The sequence below is a fragment of the Pseudomonas sp. MRSN 12121 genome, assembly GCF_000931465.1.
Lineage (GTDB): Bacteria > Pseudomonadota > Gammaproteobacteria > Pseudomonadales > Pseudomonadaceae > Aquipseudomonas.
This window is the reverse complement of sequence record NZ_CP010892.1, coordinates 2,531,433-2,548,928: the sequence shown is the minus strand read 5'-3', so window position 1 is coordinate 2,548,928 and position 17,496 is coordinate 2,531,433. Positions and strand designations below refer to the sequence as shown.

The following is a 17,496-nucleotide window of genomic DNA, read 5'->3' as shown; positions in this document are numbered from 1 at the left end:
CGCTCGGGCGGGCATCTGCCCATGGGGGGCGCTACGCCTCGACGATCTGGCGCTGAGTCTCGTCCAGGAAGTCCAGAAACGCCCGGATCGCCGGGCGCATTCCTTTGCGGGACAGGACGACCGCGTAATAAGTCCCCGCTTTGGGTTGCCAGTCAGGCAGCACTGACACCAGCCGTCCCTCCTTCAGGTCGTCTCTGCACATGAACGTCGGTAGCAGGGTAACTCCCACTCCCCGCAGTGCAGTTTCATGCAGCATATCCAGGTCATCGCTGACCAGGCGTGGCTGATGCTCAATGGTTTTCTCGGTGCCATCCGCCGCCTGCAATAGCCAGTTGTACCGCCCTATCTTCGAGCTGATATCCAGGGTAGCCATATTCGACAGGTCCTCAGGAGCCTCGATAGGGAATTTTTCCAGAAAAGCCCGGGAAGCCACCAACATACGCGTCATGTTAGCCAACGGCTTGACTATCACGCCGCCCGGCTCGTCCATGTCCGAACGCACACGCAGCGCTAGATCCACCCCTTCCTCATACAAATCGATCGCTCGATTGGTCACGATCATCTCGACCCTGACCTCTGGAAAGCGCTGCAGGAAAAGCGCCAGCCGGGACCTCAACAAATGCAGGGAAACGCTGACCGGGCAGCCGACGCGAATCAGCCCATGAGGGCTGGAGCGGACCTGGGCCATCGTATCTCGTGCCGCGTCCAGTTCCTGCAGGATCGCCTGACAATGGGGCAAGAGCAGTTGCCCGGAGTTTGTCAGCGACAACTTGCGGGTGGAGCGCTCCAGCAAGCGCACATCCAGCTTTTTCTCCAGCGCATCCACGTGTCTGGAAAGCAGGGACTTGGATACGCCCAACTCACGACTGGCGGCCGAGAAACTGCCGAATTCCGCCACGCACGTGAAGTAAAACAGATCCTCCAGATCGCCCACTTCGCGGCTCAGCTGCATCGAAGACGCAACAATGTTTCTCATGCTTGCTACCTACCCTAGATCCAAACGCCACACCATCATTGGCCTGGCGCTTCACAACCGAAGTCGCGAGATAAAGTACGTGCTCAAGAATGGAACGACAACTTCAAAAACCTAAAAGGAAAACCGGATGGACTTCATCAAATCCAGTGAATTTCAGCAGCACCCATGCTCACCGGCTGCCGAGGAAATCATTCAAACCGTTGGGCAATACAACCGCGCGCTCAAGAGCGGCAATCTGGGCAACGTCATGGCGTTCTTTGCCGACGATGCCGTGCTGGTGCCGGAACAACAGCAACCGGTGACCGGCCTCGAGGCGATCCGCAAGGTTTATGCCGCGCTGTTCGAAATGATTCGTTTCAACGATGACAACGTCATTCATGTCGTGGACGCCCAGGTGAGTGAAGGCATGGGGTTCGTCAGATCCCATGAAACCCGGGGCTCGGTACTGGAGATTGCCAACGGCAACCTGCACCACCCGCATTTTCGTGAGCTGTGGGTGCTCAAGAAGAACGCCGCCGGGCAGTGGAAAATCACGGTCTATGCCTATGGCATTCCGTCACAGAAATCCACCGACCCGGCAGATGCGGTCGTCTGGTGAGCACCCGTTTACCCTTTCTACTCGGAACATCCATCATGCAAGCAGCGTCCAGAACCTCTGCAGCCCAAGATATTCATGACTACCTCATCGTTGGTGGTGGCTCGGCAGGTGCGGTACTGGCTAGACGACTGAGCGAAAGTGGTGACAAGCGTGTATTACTGCTCGAAGCCGGCAGCGCGCCAGACGCCGAGGCCTATCCGCCAGTGTTGGCAGACGCCAACAGAATCGCCGCCCCGGGTGCTCCACAGTACGACTGGGGTTATTACAGCGATCCCGAGGGCAGCACGCCGGCGATAGCCCTGCCCCGCGGAAAGGTCCTGGGGGGGTGTTCCGCAGTGAATGCCGCAGTGGCTATCCGGGCGCCCAGATGGACGTTCGATCAATGGGCAAAGGAAGGACTGGAAGGCTGGTCATTTGACGAGATGCTGCCCTTCTTCAAGCTGATGGAGCGCAGCTCCTATGGTGCGGACTACTGGCACGGCCGTACCGGGGAATTTCCGATTCATCGGATGTCTCGCGACTACATTCTGCGACAACAAGACGCCTTTATTGAGACAGCGATCAGCAAAGGCCACAAGGAGGTCGCAGACTTCAATAGTGATCGCAATGAAGGCGTCGGCACGCTATCGATGAATATCATCAATGGGGTCCGGGTAAACACCGGCATGACCTACCTGAATCAACAGGTGCGCCAGCGGGAGAATCTGACAATTCGCACAGGCGTTGTCATCGACCGCATCGAGTTCTCCAACCGGCGCGCCAAGGCTGTCGTCTCCGCAGATGGCAAGCGTTTTCAGGGCCATGAAATCATTCTGTGCGCTGGCGCCTACGGTTCTCCAGCAATCCTGATGCGCTCCGGTATCGGCCCCGTCCAGGATCTGTCGCGGGTGGGGATCACCCCTCTGGTGGACACGCCAACCGGCAAGAATCTTCAGGAACATCCGTTCTATTTCATGGGTTACGCCGCACCAGCTGGAGCACTCGATGACCGCGAGAGGCCTTTTGCGGGCGCGCAACTGTGGACACGAAGCTCACAGTCCGAACCCGGCGAGCTGGACCTGGCTATTCTCCCGGAACAATTCCTGATCCCGAAAAGCCCTACAGGGGCAGGAATGACGCTTTCGGTGGCCCTGTTAAGCGTCCGCTCACGTGGCCAGCTACGTCTTTCCAGCACAGACCCGAGCGCTGCGCCGAGCATCAGGCTGGGCTTGCTGCAGCACAAGCAAGACATGCGGCGCATGCTCGAAGGGGTCCATCTGGCCCGCGAACTGGCAGCCACCCAGCCATTCGCCCAATACCTGGCGACCGAGCTGGCACCTGGTGCCGCGATCAAGACCGACGCCCAATTGCGAGATGATCTCTTGCGCAACATCAGCACCTACCAACATCCGACATCGACCGCCATGATGGGCCTAGAAGACGATCCCCGGGCGGTCACCGACCCACAAGGACGAGTCTATGGCGTCGATGGCTTGCGCGTGGTGGATGCCTCGATTCTGCCAAGCGTTCCCCTCATCAATCCCAATCCGACCATCATCGCCATGGCCGAAAAGATCGCCATGACCATACTCGGACTCGGAGCCCCCCCACGCATGCCTGTGCCAAAGGATTGAACGGCACAGCCAGGAACATCTCTATCCCCCCATGACCGGATCCCGGAATGTCAGGACAAGCGGTACTGCAAGACCTCAACGACCTCTATCTTTTTTCCGTGGTGGCCGAACACGGAGGGTTCTCGGCGGCGGAACGTGCCCTGGGTATCCCCAAGTCGCGGCTTAGTGCCCGCGTGGCGATCCTGGAACAACGCCTGGGCGTACGCCTGTTCCAGCGAACGACACGCCACGTCTCGCTGACGGAAGTCGGCACACGCTTTCTGGTCCATTGCCAAGCGTCGATTACCGAAGCGCTGGCGGCACAGAACGTCATCGACCTGGCCAGTGCCAGCCCCAGCGGCCTGGTGCGTATCAGCTGTCCTATCCTGGCCACACAGACCTATATCGCTCCTTGCTTGCCACAATTCATGCAGGCCTATCCTCAGGTGCGGGTGCAGATGATGGCAACGGATCGCCCAGTGGATCTGCTGAACGAATCCATCGACATCGCCATACGGTTGCGCCAGCCCGACCAGATGGACAGTGAACTGGTCACCAAGCCGCTGGGCATCAGCCGGCGTTTCCTCGTCGCCAGCCCGGATTACTTAAAGCACCTGCCACCACTGTCGCATCCGGATGACCTGCACCTGGCTGCGACCCTGGGCGCCGAGTCCAGGGACGAAATACAGGAATGGGAGTTGATCAACACTGAGCAGGAGCATGTGATTGTCCGGCATCAGCCAATCCTGATGTGCAGCGATCACCAGACCCTTCTCCAGGCGGCGGTGCAAGGTCTGGGTGTAGCCATGTTGCCGGACGTGTTACTCCTGCCCGCACTGACGCAGGGCCATCTGAACGTGGTACTGCCCGGTTGGTCCCCCCCGGAACTGGTGCTCCACCTGGTATTTCCGACGCGTCGGGGCATGCTGCCGTCGGTCAGGGCCCTGATCGACTATCTCTGCGAAAACATACAGCAAATGGGCATTGCATCGAACAGCTAGGCACCGGCAGAACCTGGCGCTGCTCCAGCGCAGCGTCAGGCTCGATACCTCAGCGGCGTACCAGCCAGGGTTCGCGGGCAAACCGCTCCCGCTCGAACCCCATGATCTGCTCACGATAATTCGCCAGCGTATGCGCCACCTCGTCAAGGCCGCAAAGCAACAACTGTTTTTGTGTCGGACTGATTGTGAAGCAATGTTCCGAACCGTCTGCTTCGGTGAGCGTCTGGGACGGCAGGTCGATCGACAGGCTGACAGGAGCCATTTGCGTCTTCGCAAACAACGCGTCGATCACCTCGCCCCCCAGCACAATAGGCAAGACACCGTTCTTGCAGCAGTTGTTGTAGAAAATCTCGGCAAAACTCGGCGCCACCAGGGCTCGGATTCCCCAGTCCGCAAGCGCCCAGACGGCGTGTTCACGGCTCGAACCACAACCGAAGTTAGCGCGGCACAACAAGATCCTGGCTCCCTGTGCGGCAGGCGTATTGAGTACAAATGCCGGGTTCGGTTCGCGGTCCGCAGGATCGTCACCGGGCTTGCCTTCTTTCAAGTAGCGCCAGTTATCGAAAAGATATCGGCCAAATCCTTGGCGACTGACCATGGCCATGTACTGCTTGGGCAAGATGGCATCGGTGTCGACATCCCGTCGATCGAGCGCCACCACATGGGAAAACACTGAGATGAACGGCTGCATGTCTAAAGTGCCTCAGGATCGATGAAATGTCCTGCGACGGCAGCGGCCGCCGCCATCGCCGGGCTGACCAGATGGCTTCGACCGCCTCGCCCCTGGCGCCCCTCGAAATTGCGGTTGGAGGTCGAAGCACAGCGCTCCCCCTCCCCCAGGCTATCGTTGTTCATCCCCAGGCACATCGAACAACCCGGTTCACGCCACTCGAACCCCGCCTCGCAAAAAATCTGCCGTAACCCTTCCGCCTCGGCCTGCCGCTTGACCAGCCCGGAACCTGGCACCACCAGCGCCTGACGGATAGTGCCGGCGATTTTCCGACCCTGAAGGATACTGGCCGCAATACGCAGGTCCTCAATACGCGCATTGGTGCAGGAGCCGATAAAGATCTTGTCCAGGACAATTTCGTCCATGGGCATACCAGGAACCAGCCCCATGTATTCGAGGGCTTGTTGGGCTGCGGCCCGCCGGACGGCATCCGGCTCATCCCGGGGGTCGGGCACACGCTCGTTAACAGTCACCGCCATGTGTGGGGATGTCCCCCAGGTTACATAGGAATGCAGGTTGGAAACGTCCAGTCGAAGCACCCGGTCAAAGGCTGCCCCGGGGTCAGTGCGTAACGTGCGCCAGTGTGTCACCGCTGCTTCCCACTGCCTGCCTTTGGGACTTTTCGCACGCCCCTCCAGATAGTCCAGGGTCGTCTGGTCGACCGCGATCAACCCACAACGCGCACCGGCCTCGATCGACATATTGCACAAGGTCATGCGGCTCTCCATGCTCATTGCGCTCACTGTATCGCCGATGAATTCGACGGCATGACCGGTCGCACAGTCGGCGCCGAAGGTGCTGATAAAGGCCAAGGCCACATCCTTGGCGACCACGCCCGGGGGCAGTGTCCCGGTAATCTCGACCTGCATTGTCCTGGGTCGGTTGACCACCAGCGTCTGCGTCGCCAGCGCGTGTTCGATGTCCGATGTGCCAATACCAAACGCGATGGCCGCAAAGGCGCCATGCGTGGAGGTGTGAGAATCACCACAGACAATAGTGGTCCCGGGCAAGGTTTCCCCCTGCTCTGGCGCAACCACATGCAAGATGCCCTGGCGCCAGTCATCCAGGCGATAGAGGGCGATGGAGTAATCGTCGCAGTTTTGATAGAGCGCCTGCAGTTGCCTCTGCGCCAGCGCGTCATGCATTCCCAGTTCGCGGTCCCGGGTCGGAATGTTGTGGTCGGCCGTCGCCAGCACCGACCCCGAGCGCCATGGTTTGCGTCCGGCAGCGCGCAGACTGGAAAAAGCCTGAGGGCTGGTCACTTCATTGAGCAAGTGCGCATCCACATATAGAAGTGTGCTGCCGTTCTCGGTAGTGGCAATGGTGTGTGATTGCCAGAGCTTGTCAAACAACGTCTTGGGTCCAGACATTAAGCGCGCCTCTTTCTATTGCCGCTCCATCGAGTCGGGATACCTGTGCATAGCCCGTCACAACAAGCCTATAAATAACACTTCGACTAACTTCGCTCAGCCTCTCAAACAAGACAGACTGTCGTGATATTCAGCCTTATCGAATGATCAGAACTCATTACTATCGATGAAAGTCGATACGAAACATCGACGACTCGAAGCAAAGAGGCCTTGTTGGCCACCTGTCATGAGATAACGGAGGCTCCATGAATATAAAAAATGTAAAACCCAACGGGCTCCATCATCTGGCAATCACTACCAGCTCGACCCATGCTCAAATCAAGTTTTTCGTTGAAGTGCTTGGTTGCGAACTGGAGGCGCTGTACTGGATGCACAACCACGGCGACACTCGGGTATTCCACAGTTTTCTGCGGCTTAATGAAACCGCGTGGGTGTCCTTCGTCGAGTATGTCGGGCTCACCATCGACCCCATAGACGGCGTTACCCATGCCAATAGCAGCATGCACCCCTCTGCCGTAGGCACCATGCACCACCTGGCCTTGAACGTGGATACCCTGGACGAACTGCTCGCCATGCGCGACCGGATCCGGACCCACGGCGTGCATGTCTACGGCCCCCTCCATCACGGATTCTGTTCCTCGATCTACTTTGCCGGGCCCGAGGGGCTCAACCTCGAGATTTCAACCACCACCATGCCCCTGGACCCACACACATGGATTGACCTGGAAGTTTCCGAGTTGGCCGGCATCAGTTCGGAACAACTGGCCCGCTACATATCACCGGCCCATTACGCCGGCGCACATGGCCGCGTCAAACAACCCCCAGTCGATGACATGGCGCACCCTAGGCTTAAACTTCCAGAAGACCAATACCGTGAAATTATGGGCATGGACGACGAAGAGCTGAGCCGCACCATGAGTGAATGCGAGCCGCCACTTAACAACATCAAAAACAGGTCGCATTGAACCTGTATTCCGTCCTTTAACTTCAATAGCCCGTATTAACGCGGGCCTGGAGATACAGTTGTGCAAAAGACTTATCAGATAGAACAACTGCCAATTGACCTGATATATACCGAAGTCTCGCCATTCAAGGAAACCTATGGCGGCAAAGCCAATGAGATCACGTGTGAAGGGCGCTTCCTGAGACCCATCGGTGGCGACACTCGTACTATCGCCCTGTTCATGCACCCGTCCAGCGTCTTGCATCATTTGCCCTTCCCCATTGCCCTGGCGACAGCGGGCATCCCCGTGCTCTGTTGCGCCAGTCGGTATGAACGCAACGACAGCGGGCTGATCATGGAAAAGGTGCTGCTGGACCTCGGACAATATGTCCGCTACGCAAAGCATGTGCTCGGTTTTGAACGGGTTGTATTGTGTGGCTGGTCCGGCGGGGGCTCCTTGTCATTGCTCTACCAGTCTCAAGCGGAGCACCCCAGTATCACCACCACGCCGGCGGGTGACCCCGTGGATATCGTCAATGCCGGGCTCATTCCAGCTGACGCAATGATCCAGATAGCCGCTCACGCAAGTCGCGCACAACTCCTGCTCGAGTGGATCGACCCCTCGATCCTGGACGAAAACGACCCTACACAACGTGATCCGGAACTCAATCTGTACGCCCCCCAAAACCCCTACCAGCCCCCTTATCCGTCCCATTACCTGGAGCGCTACCGTCTAGCACAGCAAACGCGCCTGGCACGAATCGATGCCTGGGTACTGGAGAAGCTCGAACAGCTTCGCGCCAACCCGGGCCCCGACAAGGAGCGTGCCTTTGTCGTTCACGGCACGATGGCCGCGCCTTACTGGCTTGATCCCAACATTTATCCGAGCGACCGGCAGGCCAATCATTGCTACATGGGAAGCCCGGCGGCGGTGAACATGATCCCGGCTGGGCTGGCACGCTATTCAAGCCTCAGGAGCTGGCTGAGCCAATGGTCCTTTGTCCATAGTCGGGCCCATGGGCCTGCATGCGCCCAACGGATCAGCATTCCGACGCTGGTCATCAAGCACTCCGCCGATGACGGTTGCACTCCCAACCATACGCAAATGATTTATGACGGGCTGAGTAACGTGAAAAAAAGAGAACTGTATGTCTCGCAGGGCGCCAACCATTACTACTACGGGCAACAAACCCTCATGGCAGAGACTATCCAGAAGATCAAAGCCTGGATCGGCGAGCTGTAGGTCTCAGCAGCTCGAAGGGCTCGATCGCCACCTGCGCCTGATCGACAGCTACAAGAAACTGCACGCGGCACGCGCCAGGGCAGCGGCTCTCTCGCGCTGAGCCGCCAAGAAGCCAGGACCCGGGACCGCAAGCGCTCCACGGTCCTGGCCTGGCGAAATACTTGAACGACACGCCCCTCCCGAGGGTCATCCGGGCATGTGCCTGATTACCCTCGCCCGTTGTCCAGCGCCCGCCGCTGGCAACGCGCTGCCCTATGCACCCAGCCCTATGCGCCCTGCCCGGAGCGTCGTCAGGAAAGATCCCGCTCGCGTGCAGCCGCTGTCAGGAGCCCCGCCATGCCCCCGCCAGAAGCGACCCAGCGGATAACCCTGGACTATCTCCAGGACACCCTGTTCGGTGTCAACGCGTTAAGCGCCGAATGCACGGTCCGGCAGTCCTGCCTGCCCCTTCACGCCGACACAGCGCTCCTGTGCCTGCAGGTGTTGCCGCCGTGGCCGGCGACTCTGCAACAGGCCCACGCCGTGGCCTTCGACTGGCGAGGCCGCTCGCACCGCGGCCGGGTGCAACGGACCCGGCGCCTGGCCTGCGGCGAGCTGCAACTGGAGATCGCGCCGGAGCCGCCTCACCCGGCGTCATGACGCCTGGCGCACCATTGGGCATGTCGCTGGAACCCCCGGTCTCCCTGGGCGTCACCCGCCATACAGATGAGGTGCGGGTGTACCTCGTCGCCAACTGCAAGGAGAACGCTCATGCCTGTCGATCTCAGCCCGTTGATCATCACCACGCCCGTCGCCACCTCCCCCGATAACCCGGTCGCCCTCGAACTGCCGGGCAACGAAGCACTGGCGCGGCTCCCGCAAGTCATCAGTCGCCAGCCGGACGGCTCGGTCCGCTTCAGCGCGCCGACTTTGGGGGCCTCGAGCAAAAGCACGCACCGCACCCGTTGCGAATGGAAGGAAGCGCTGTACTGGCGCCTGGATAGCGCCGCACAGCATGTCAATCGCCAGCGCATGACGCTGACCCAGGTCAATTCGGCGCAGAAAGTCGTCATCGCCCAACTGCATGTGAAGAACGACGACAGCCCGGCCATCAAGGTCTTCTGGAACAAGGCCCGGATCACCTGGGGGGTTCGCGCCACCTTCAATCAAGCGGAACCGCTCACCAGCACCATTGCCAGCAACATCGGCCTCGACCAGCCATTCACTGTGGAAATCAGCCTGAGCTCGGCCGGCCAGGTGGTGTTGAGCGTCGTCGGCAATGGAATGAACCTCGTCACGGCGGCGGCGCAACTGGACAGCAGCTGGGCCAGTCAACTGCTCAACTTCCACGGCGGCGTATACAACCAGATCGACTACAGCGCCACCACCGCGGCCACCGACGGATCGGTGTGCCTGATACACGACCTGGCACTCATCCACGGCGCTGGATGAAGGCCCTCGACCCCTCACAGGTGAACCCATGAACCCCACACGCAACAGCCAGGACACCGCAAGCCGGCCCACGCCTCCCGTGCACACCGAGGACCGCGGGGACGGCCTGACGGACGATCAACGGGTGAGTCGCGAAACCTCGCCGGAACAACAGGGGCCACGCGTGCAGCCGGGACCGGCCGATCGCGAACGGCAGAAAAAACCCTGAGGAGCTACGCGGCGCCGGGTCGACCGGCCAGTGGCCGTCCACGCCATCGGCAGGGTCGTTCGGCGCCACGGGAATCGGTATTCCCAGTCAGCGATAACCGCCCGAAAAGGTCGACTCGCCCGTTCAACACACAAATAAGCCAACCGACAGAAGGCAACTAAGCGAAGCGCCGGATATTAATTATCTCTGGGATATCAAGCTGTTCCACCGCGCGAAAAAATATTATATCCGGCGGTCTTTCAACCCACCCCCAGGCAATATCGACCGCTCATCGGCTATTTATAAAATCGACCAAACATTCGCCGTTTCGACGTTATCGGAGTAAATGCCCGCAACGTAAAGGGGCAACTAGCGAAGCGTTAATCCACATACCGGAGAATCATCATGACTACAGGCAATAAAAACCCTGGAAACTTTGCCAACGACCGTGAAAAGGCCTCGGAAGCAGGAAAAAAAGGGGGCCAGGCATCGGGCGGCAACTTCGCCAATGACCGTGAGAAAGCCTCGGAAGCCGGCCGCAAAGGCGGCCAGCACAGCCATGGCGGCGGTCGCCAATCGTAAATGATGGCTATCGGGGGCAGCACCGCTGCCCCTTTTCGAGCCTGGCACCGCAAGCGCCACTCAAGCGGGATCATGACCGCCGGCCGGCAACTAACGAACATCCACTGTCGATACAAAAGCTGAAACAGCTAATTCGCGATATAACGCCATGCCCCCATCGAATAGATTGAACAACCCTTATCTCAATCTTTACCGACGCTGGCCCCCCAGGCGTAAACACCGCTAATCAACGAGCATTATAACGCCATCCAAACAACCCAACTTTCCTGGCCAGTTCTCGTTCAATGAACTTGCTCTTTCTGCCCCGGATTCAATCATTCGCGGCGCGCAGATAACCGCCCCTGGCGGCGGATCACGAGCCCGACCATTGGTCAGTGCAATCGCAGTAAAAAAGACCTCCGTCGCGACTGCTGCCTCAAAACCAATAACCCCCTGTTCTCCACCGTTGCTACCGAATCCCTGGAGGCACCATGTCCACCCCCCTCTCTGAGCCACACTGCGCCTGTCCCGATTGCTCCTGCCCCTGCCCGCCCGACCCGGCTTACCAACGCGATGGCAAGACCTATTGCAGCCAGGCGTGCGCGGACCTGCACCCACAGGGCCAGCCCTGCCCCGCCAACGATTGCCGGTGCGGGCAAGGCGTGAAACTGCAAGAGCGCACCATCAGCGATTCCAGGCTGGACGCGGCGGTCGAGGAAACCTTCCCCGCCAGCGATCCCATCTCGCCTTGAGCCTCACGGGCGGGCCGCGCTCCGACCGCGAGCGCGGCCCTATTCCTGCACCACGTCGCCCGCCCCGGGCCCGCTCGAGAAGCGACTACGGGATAGCGCCCGGCAAGGTCAGTGGAGCAGCGAGCTGCTGGCCCGAGCCCACTGAGCGCCAGCGATAAGCTCAATCCCCCTCCTCCACCTGAATATTCCCTGGGAGGGAAGCCCCCAGGAAGTACAGCCCCCCGCCCGCGACGATGAACAGCATCAGCATGTAGAAGATGTAATCGGCAGGCTGCGTCGCCAAGACCGCCCCGCAGAGTACCGGCCCCAGGGCCGCCCCGAGGTTGTTGAGATTTTGCGCGCCGTAGTACATGCCCCGCAGGTGGCTGGGGGCGATATGGTCGATGAACATGTATTCGGCGGGAAATACGATAATCTCGCCAACGGTAAAAACCACCATGGCGATGACCCAGAACACCAGGCTGGTCGCCAGGGCAAAACCGGTCAGGCCGAGGACAAACATCGCCAGCCCGGCCGCGAGCCACAGCTTCAAGTGCGCCTGGGTAATCCTGCGGCCGATGAGGTATTGCAGGCTGATCACCGTCAGGGCGTTGGTCGCCACTATGGCGCTGATAACCCGGTAGGTGGTTTCCGGAGTCGTGGTCACCACCAGGTACTGCGAAAGATAGGCGCTGAATTGACCGAAGACCACGGCACTGAGCAACCCACCCAGGGTAAAGCACACCAGCCGGCGATCCCGCAGCAACAGCCTGCCCACCGCCATGAAGGGGGCCGGCTGCCGGTTGGCCCCGACGCCAGTCAAGCCTCGGTCACCCCACATGAAGTAGATCAGGAAGAACCCTGCCCCCAGCCCGGCGGACAACAGGAACGGCAGGCTGATATCCAGCCTGGCCACGCCCGCGCCGAGAAAAGGGCCGACGGCATAGCCGATATTGGTCAGGGTGTACTTGATGGAAAACACTTCGCTCCGCCCGGCCACGGGCAGCAGGCTGCCAAAGCCCGACTTCACGGCGATATCGATCACCGCGTAGGCCAGGTTGATCGCCACCAGGCACAGGTAGAACAGCCAGAGATCGCGGGTAGCGAAGGTGCCGAGAAAAGCCACGACAAACACCCCCGTGCAGACCAGGATCAACCGATAGTTGGACATTCGGTCCACCAGGAAGCCGCCATACAGGCTCAATAGCGAGCCGATTATCAGCGTGCTGCCAATGACCAGGCCGATATCGGCGATGCTCAAGTGGAAGTTGCCGGACAGATAAATGACCAGGTACGGCAAGGTGATCGCCCGGGCGAGGGTCAGGATCAGGGACGCTGAGAGCAGCAGGTTTACCGTCGTCGGGTAGCTTCTTAGGGTGGCCAGCATCCTTGCCTCATCGTTATGCCAGATTATTTTTTTGTGAGTCGCGCGCTGTGCAAAGCGCTCGCCAGCGCGGGCGGATCAAGCATACTGCTGAATCCGGTTCTCATTGATGACGTTTTTTACCCGATGCAGGGAGCCAGATTCATTAATAAAGGACGCCTATGTTTTCTTCCGAACGCCTGAAAGGCATCGATGTGTTTGTCTGCGTCGCGGAGTCCGGCAGCTTCAAGGCTGCCGCAGAGAAACTGCACCTGACCGGCTCGGCCATCAGCAAAAGCATCGCTCGCCTGGAAGGCCGGCTGGGTACTCGACTGTTCCTGCGGACAACCCGGCGTGTATCGCTGACGGACGCGGGGACGGCGTTCTACCGCACCTGTACCGGCGTGCTGGCCGACCTGGAACAAGCCGAGCTTGCCCTCAAGGCAGAAGCCAGCGAGCCGCGGGGCAGCGTGCGCATCGACCTGCCCGGGGCTTTTGGTCGGATCCAGGTGCTGCCGATCATCCTGCGGCTGGTGCAGGAGCATCCGTCGCTGACCCCGCACCTTTCCTTCTCCGAGGGCTACGTCGACCCATTCAAGGCCGGCGTGGACGTGGCCATCCGCATCGGCGACGCGGATGCCTGGCCCGATACCCTGGGGCATCGCTGCCTGGCCCGAGAGCGCCATGTCTTTTGCGCCTCCCCTGACTATCTGGCTCGGCAAGGCATTCCCCTGGACGAGCAGGACCTGGAGCAACACCATTGCATCGCCTATGGCTGGGTGGACGGCAGGATCCACCCCTGGAGCCTTGCCGACGACCTGGGCACAACGACGCGCCGGCAAATCGCCGCACAGCTCGTGGTGGGCAGTGGCGAAGGCATTGTGACCGCGGCTGTCGCCGGATGCGGCATCGCCCAGTTGCCGTCGTGGCTGATCCAGCGCCAGCTGGACGAAGGGACATTGCTGGAGGTGCTGCCGCAGCGGGCCACCGCGGGCATGCCGATCCATCTGGCCTGGGTTAAAAGCCGGGAAGCGCTGCCCAAGATCAGGGTCCTGCTGGAGGCGCTGGTCAGCGGCCTGATGCGGTTCGATGAGCAGGACCGCTGAGCGTTCCCGGTATGAGCCTGAAGCGCAGCGCCGGTAAGCCGGGGTCAAAGCGGTCGCTCAGCTTTTGCTGAACCACTTCGCGCGAGTTCATTGGGCTATCATCCGCCCTTCTTCGCGGGCCCTACTGCATCGCGACACATGACATGGATGAATGAAGGGGGCCTGCCGTGGCCAGCTGGAACGCTTTTTACCGGAAAACCGAGAAACGAGGTGCATCCGCCCTGCTCTCCCGGGCCCTTGAGCTAGTCGACAACCAGGCAGGCGTGCGCCAGGCCGTGGACCTGGGTTGCGGAGCAGGAAACGAGACCCGTCAGCTTGTGCAGGCAGGCTGGCAAGTCTTGGCAATCGACCGTGAGCCTGAAGCCATCGCGCGCACCACGGAGAATTGTTCAGGCGAACATGCCGGCGGGCTGACAACCTGGTTGGCGGATTTTGAATCGATGCGCGACCTGCCTGGCGCAAGCCTGATTCATGCCGGGTTGGCCCTGCCCTTTTGCCACCCTGATCGCTTCCAGCACCTCTGGAGTCAGGTGCTGAATGCATTGACCCCGGGAGGTGTGTTCGCCGGGCATTTCTTCGGTGTACGCCACGGTTGGTCGACGTTGGCGCACTTGACCTTTCACACCGAGCCGGCAATACGCAGCCTGTGTGGCGGCATGGAAATCGTGCTGCTGCGCGAGACGGAGTCGTCGGTGACAACACATGCCGGCCCACTCAACTGGCACCGGTTTGATCTGATCGTCCGTAAACCTTTTTCTCTACTGTGAGCGGTCCCAGGTAACGGGCGAGCACGGGCACAACCGCTCACTGACCGCCCCTTTCCCTTCAGAACTTCGTCATCATCCCCACCCGCAGCGTACGCCCCGGGGCCGGCATGAAGCTCTGCGCCAGCGGGTCCAGGTAATAGCGGTCGGTCAGGTTCTGCAGCGACACGTTGAGCTGGGTGTGGTCCTGCCATTTGTAGTTGAGGAACAGGTCGAACAGCGCCACTTCGCGGTAATTCAACTGCGGCGTGGTGGCGCCGGTCTGCCAGTTCTCATCGGCGGTCACGGTGGGCCCGGAGGTGTAGGTCACGCGCGTGCCGAGGGTCAGGCTCTGGTCGAAGAAACGCAGGCCCGTGGTCAGGTTCGCCGCCAGCTTCGGCGGGTTCTGGGTGTTGGTGTAGGAGCCCATGAAACTGCCCGGGGTGCAGTCTGGGGTGTTGCTCAGGTCACGGTAGCGGTTGCTGCTGGCGCGCAGGGTCGCGGCGAAGGCCGAGTCGCAGGTTTCGGTCTTCAGGTAGTAGGTGGACGACAGGTCGGCGAACGCCCGCCCGGCGTCGTAGTGCGCCTGCAACTCCAGGCCGCGGGTCTGGTAGCTGTCGGTGTTGCTGAAGCGCATCAGGCCCATCAGGCCCGGGCTCGGGTCGTAGTAGCGGGTGATGTAGTTTTTGATGGTGTTGTTGAAGTAGGCCAGCTTGATCGCCGCCGTGTCGTTGTCCAGCAACAGGCCTTTTTGCAGGGTGCTGGCGCCGATCTCCCAGCTGTGCGAGCGCTCGGGTTTCAGGCCTTTGCCGGGCAGGGTCTGCAACACGCCCTGGCTGGTTTCGAACAGCGAAGGCATGCGCAGGCCCTCGGTGTAGGAGGCATAGACGAAGGTGTCCGGCGCCACCTCAAGGTTGATGCCGAAGGCCGGGGCGAAGGCGCCACCACTGTTGCGCTGCTTGCCGCCATAGTCATAGCCGGTGACCACCTCGCCGACCTCGGACGGATAGACCGTCGACTCGCTCGCGCCGAAGTCGTTGTAGCGAGTGCCCTCGAACGGATAGTTGGTGTTGTTGAAGACAATGCCGTTGTTCAGGCGTGGATCGGTGGCGTCGGTGTACTGCCCGTCCCGATTGGGGAACCACAGCATGTTGCCGTAGCGGCCCGGGCCCGAGACGCTCACATAGCGCAGGTCGCGCTCCTCCCGGCGGGCGGTGGCGGAGGCGACGTGGTCCTGGCTGCGATAGTAGGTGTAACGCCCGCCGCCCCACAGGGCCAGGCTCTGCACGGGCTTGTACTCCAGCTTGCCGTTGAGGCTGAACTCCTGCCGCGAGCCTTCGCGCAGCATGCGGTTGGCATTGATGTCGTGCTGGGTGGTGACCACATTTTTCTGCGGGCGCAGGTCCTCGACCTGGAACGAGCTCCCCAGGTCCAGCTTGAAATCGCCATAGGCGCTGTGCAGGTGCGAGGTGTTGGCCAGGTCGCCGCCGATCCGCCGGTCCGCCTGGCGGCTCCAGTTGCGGTCCGAGCGATAGGCCTGGGAAGCCGGCGCCGCCACCGAGGTCAGCTGGCTGGTCTGGGCATCGGTCAGCCACAGGCTGGCGGTCAGGTCGAGCAGCGGGTTGTCCGCCGGCAGGTAGTGGTAGTGCGCGGTGTAGCTGTCGATCCTGGTATGGCCCAGCGGGTACTGATAGATGCCGCCGGTGCCAAAACGGAAAATATCCGACGGCATGATCTCGCCGATGCGCCCGTCGTAACGCCGGTAGCCGAGTTCGAAGCTATGGTCGTCCGCCGGGCGGATCGTGGTCTTGAGCAGCACCGATTCGGTCCTGGCCGACGAGTTCAGCACCTCCTCGCCAGCGTTGTAGGTGCTGGCCACGGTCGACTCCTCCTCGCCGTAGCGGTCGTAGGTGCGATAGCGGTCCTGGCCCTTCTTGCCGGCGAAGTAGTTGCCCTGGTTGCGGTGGGCATAGGCCGCCACCACGTCGAACAGCTCATGGCGATAGGCGAACGCGGCGCTGCCCGCCTCCGCGTCCGAACCGAACAGGCCGCCGCGACTCTGGTGCGGTTCGGCGTACAGCTCCTGGGTTTTCGAGTGCCCGTCGCGCGAGGCCGGCGCGACGCCGTTGTTCCACAGGTCGCCCTTGAGGCGCAGGCCGACGTCCTGGCCGTCCTTGAGGATGTCGTCGACGCCCAGGGTGCGCATCTTCACCGTGCCGCCGATGGCACTGGAGGTCAGGCTCGGGCCCTTGTCAATGGCGATGTCGCTGATCAGGTCCGGGTCGATGTAGCTGCGTTGCTGGGTGCCGGCGTAGCCGCGATAGACATCCAGCGCCTGCTGCGAACCGTCCACCGTCACCGCCACCCGGCTCTGGCCCTGGATACCGCGGATGTTCACATCCAGGCCGCCGCCGTTGCGGCTGTCACCGACCTGCACCCCGGGCTGGCCCTTGAGCACATCGCCCACCGAAACCACGCCGAAGCGCTGCATCTCTTCCCCGGAGATGTACACCGAGGAGCGCGGCGCCGAGTAGACCTCTTCCAGCTCGGGGTTTTCGCCCTTGACCTGCTGGGTCGGCAGCGACACCGCCTCCTGCTGCATGCGCAAGGCATAGCTGCCGTCCGCCTGGCGCTGATAGCTCAGGCCGGTGCCCGCCAACAGCTGGATCAGCCCGGCCTCGGTATTGAAATCGCCCTGCAAACCCTGGCTGCTCCTGCCGGCGGTGAGCAACGCGCTGCCGGCCATGCTGATCCCGGCCTGGGCGCCGAACCGCGACAGCACCTGGTCCAGCGGACCGGCCTCGATGTTGTAGTGCTGGCGCTCGCCGGCGGCGAAAACCACCTCACCGCCCAAGGGCGGCAGGCTCAGTAACAGCAGGGCAAAAGTGCGGGTGCGCAAGGCACGGGCAGGGAAAGTCATG

17 protein-coding genes and 1 pseudogene are annotated in these 17,496 nt (G+C 61.1%); 13 read left to right on the top strand and 5 right to left on the bottom strand.

The window, feature by feature from the left end:
- Positions 1–31: 31 nt before the first annotated feature.
- The gene (locus tag TO66_RS11755) at positions 32–976 is read right to left on the bottom strand and encodes a LysR family transcriptional regulator (protein ID WP_082061074.1); all 945 of its coding nucleotides are present in this window, start codon (positions 974–976) and stop codon (positions 32–34) included.
- Positions 977–1,103: 127 nt separating this feature from the next.
- Here TO66_RS11755 and TO66_RS11750 point away from each other — a divergent pair, with 127 nt between their 5' ends.
- Genes TO66_RS11750 through TO66_RS11740 form a run of 3 tightly spaced genes read left to right on the top strand, consistent with a single transcriptional unit; the run spans position 1,104 to position 4,167 of the window.
- Entirely contained in the window at positions 1,104–1,574 is a 471-nt protein-coding gene (locus TO66_RS11750) for a nuclear transport factor 2 family protein (protein WP_044462468.1), read from the top strand.
- 35 nt (positions 1,575–1,609) lie between these two features.
- Positions 1,610–3,187, top strand: a complete 1,578-nt coding sequence (locus TO66_RS11745) for a GMC family oxidoreductase (RefSeq protein WP_044462467.1) — start codon at positions 1,610–1,612, stop codon at positions 3,185–3,187.
- A gap of 47 nt (positions 3,188–3,234) precedes the next feature.
- A complete protein-coding gene (locus TO66_RS11740; RefSeq protein ID WP_044462466.1) occupies positions 3,235–4,167 on the top strand; it encodes a LysR substrate-binding domain-containing protein in 933 nt (310 codons plus the stop codon).
- A gap of 49 nt (positions 4,168–4,216) precedes the next feature.
- On the opposite strand, the gene leuD is transcribed toward TO66_RS11740, so the two are convergent.
- Complete coding sequence (gene leuD / locus TO66_RS11735) at positions 4,217–4,858, bottom strand: 3-isopropylmalate dehydratase small subunit (protein ID WP_044462465.1); 642 nt, start codon at positions 4,856–4,858, stop codon at positions 4,217–4,219.
- A gap of 2 nt (positions 4,859–4,860) precedes the next feature.
- A complete protein-coding gene (gene leuC, locus TO66_RS11730; protein ID WP_044462464.1) occupies positions 4,861–6,267 on the bottom strand; it encodes a 3-isopropylmalate dehydratase large subunit in 1,407 nt (468 codons plus the stop codon).
- A 245-nt stretch (positions 6,268–6,512) separates the two neighbouring features.
- Between leuC and TO66_RS11725 the strand changes: the two genes are divergently transcribed.
- From TO66_RS11725 to TO66_RS32535, 8 genes and pseudogenes are all read left to right on the top strand, one after another.
- Entirely contained in the window at positions 6,513–7,232 is a 720-nt protein-coding gene (locus TO66_RS11725; protein ID WP_044462463.1) for a VOC family protein, read from the top strand.
- A gap of 60 nt (positions 7,233–7,292) precedes the next feature.
- Positions 7,293–8,453: a S9 family peptidase gene (locus tag TO66_RS11720; protein WP_044462462.1), complete on the top strand. Its 1,161-nt coding sequence runs from the start codon at positions 7,293–7,295 to the stop codon at positions 8,451–8,453.
- A gap of 1 nt (position 8,454) precedes the next feature.
- Positions 8,455–8,553, top strand: a pseudogene (locus tag TO66_RS34275) (hypothetical protein); the annotation flags it as partial.
- A gap of 236 nt (positions 8,554–8,789) precedes the next feature.
- The gene (locus TO66_RS11715) at positions 8,790–9,092 is read left to right on the top strand and encodes a hypothetical protein (RefSeq protein ID WP_044462461.1); all 303 of its coding nucleotides are present in this window, start codon (positions 8,790–8,792) and stop codon (positions 9,090–9,092) included.
- 111 nt (positions 9,093–9,203) lie between these two features.
- Positions 9,204–9,884: a polysaccharide lyase family 7 protein gene (locus TO66_RS11710; RefSeq protein ID WP_044462460.1), complete on the top strand. Its 681-nt coding sequence runs from the start codon at positions 9,204–9,206 to the stop codon at positions 9,882–9,884.
- 28 nt (positions 9,885–9,912) lie between these two features.
- Complete coding sequence (locus TO66_RS33295; RefSeq protein WP_148558668.1) at positions 9,913–10,092, top strand: hypothetical protein; 180 nt, start codon at positions 9,913–9,915, stop codon at positions 10,090–10,092.
- A 384-nt stretch (positions 10,093–10,476) separates the two neighbouring features.
- Positions 10,477–10,653, top strand: a complete 177-nt coding sequence (locus TO66_RS11705) for a general stress protein (protein WP_044462459.1) — start codon at positions 10,477–10,479, stop codon at positions 10,651–10,653.
- Between the two features lie 470 nt (positions 10,654–11,123).
- Positions 11,124–11,384: a metallothionein family protein gene (locus TO66_RS32535; RefSeq protein WP_082061073.1), complete on the top strand. Its 261-nt coding sequence runs from the start codon at positions 11,124–11,126 to the stop codon at positions 11,382–11,384.
- A 160-nt stretch (positions 11,385–11,544) separates the two neighbouring features.
- On the opposite strand, the gene TO66_RS11700 is transcribed toward TO66_RS32535, so the two are convergent.
- A complete protein-coding gene (locus TO66_RS11700; RefSeq protein WP_044462458.1) occupies positions 11,545–12,750 on the bottom strand; it encodes an MFS transporter in 1,206 nt (401 codons plus the stop codon).
- 158 nt (positions 12,751–12,908) lie between these two features.
- Between TO66_RS11700 and TO66_RS11695 the strand changes: the two genes are divergently transcribed.
- Together TO66_RS11695 and TO66_RS11690 are read left to right on the top strand one after the other, a co-directional pair.
- A complete protein-coding gene (locus TO66_RS11695) occupies positions 12,909–13,832 on the top strand; it encodes a LysR family transcriptional regulator (RefSeq protein ID WP_044462457.1) in 924 nt (307 codons plus the stop codon).
- A gap of 167 nt (positions 13,833–13,999) precedes the next feature.
- Positions 14,000–14,599 (top strand): trans-aconitate 2-methyltransferase, encoded by a 600-nt coding sequence (locus TO66_RS11690; protein ID WP_052506110.1) that lies wholly within the window; start codon positions 14,000–14,002, stop codon positions 14,597–14,599.
- Between the two features lie 58 nt (positions 14,600–14,657).
- Here the strand turns inward: TO66_RS11690 and TO66_RS11685 are convergent, their stop codons facing one another.
- Positions 14,658–17,495, bottom strand: coding sequence for a TonB-dependent receptor (locus tag TO66_RS11685; RefSeq protein ID WP_044462456.1), 2,838 nt, complete (start codon positions 17,493–17,495; stop codon positions 14,658–14,660).
- Position 17,496 lies beyond the last annotated feature (1 nt).

Coding starts and splice junctions, on each gene's coding strand:
- TO66_RS11685 (WP_044462456.1), bottom strand. CDS start 17,495: ATGACTTTCCCTGCCCGTGCCTTGCGCACCCGCACTTTTGCCCTGCTG.
- leuC (WP_044462464.1), bottom strand. CDS start 6,267: ATGTCTGGACCCAAGACGTTGTTTGACAAGCTCTGGCAATCACACACC.
- TO66_RS11700 (WP_044462458.1), bottom strand. CDS start 12,750: ATGCTGGCCACCCTAAGAAGCTACCCGACGACGGTAAACCTGCTGCTC.
- TO66_RS11725 (WP_044462463.1), top strand. CDS start 6,513: ATGAATATAAAAAATGTAAAACCCAACGGGCTCCATCATCTGGCAATC.
- TO66_RS11745 (WP_044462467.1), top strand. CDS start 1,610: ATGCAAGCAGCGTCCAGAACCTCTGCAGCCCAAGATATTCATGACTAC.
- TO66_RS11755 (WP_082061074.1), bottom strand. CDS start 976: ATGAGAAACATTGTTGCGTCTTCGATGCAGCTGAGCCGCGAAGTGGGC.
- TO66_RS32535 (WP_082061073.1), top strand. CDS start 11,124: ATGTCCACCCCCCTCTCTGAGCCACACTGCGCCTGTCCCGATTGCTCC.
- TO66_RS33295 (WP_148558668.1), top strand. CDS start 9,913: ATGAACCCCACACGCAACAGCCAGGACACCGCAAGCCGGCCCACGCCT.
- TO66_RS11740 (WP_044462466.1), top strand. CDS start 3,235: ATGTCAGGACAAGCGGTACTGCAAGACCTCAACGACCTCTATCTTTTT.
- TO66_RS11710 (WP_044462460.1), top strand. CDS start 9,204: ATGCCTGTCGATCTCAGCCCGTTGATCATCACCACGCCCGTCGCCACC.
- TO66_RS11705 (WP_044462459.1), top strand. CDS start 10,477: ATGACTACAGGCAATAAAAACCCTGGAAACTTTGCCAACGACCGTGAA.
- TO66_RS11750 (WP_044462468.1), top strand. CDS start 1,104: ATGGACTTCATCAAATCCAGTGAATTTCAGCAGCACCCATGCTCACCG.
- leuD (WP_044462465.1), bottom strand. CDS start 4,858: ATGCAGCCGTTCATCTCAGTGTTTTCCCATGTGGTGGCGCTCGATCGA.
- TO66_RS11695 (WP_044462457.1), top strand. CDS start 12,909: ATGTTTTCTTCCGAACGCCTGAAAGGCATCGATGTGTTTGTCTGCGTC.
- TO66_RS11715 (WP_044462461.1), top strand. CDS start 8,790: ATGCCCCCGCCAGAAGCGACCCAGCGGATAACCCTGGACTATCTCCAG.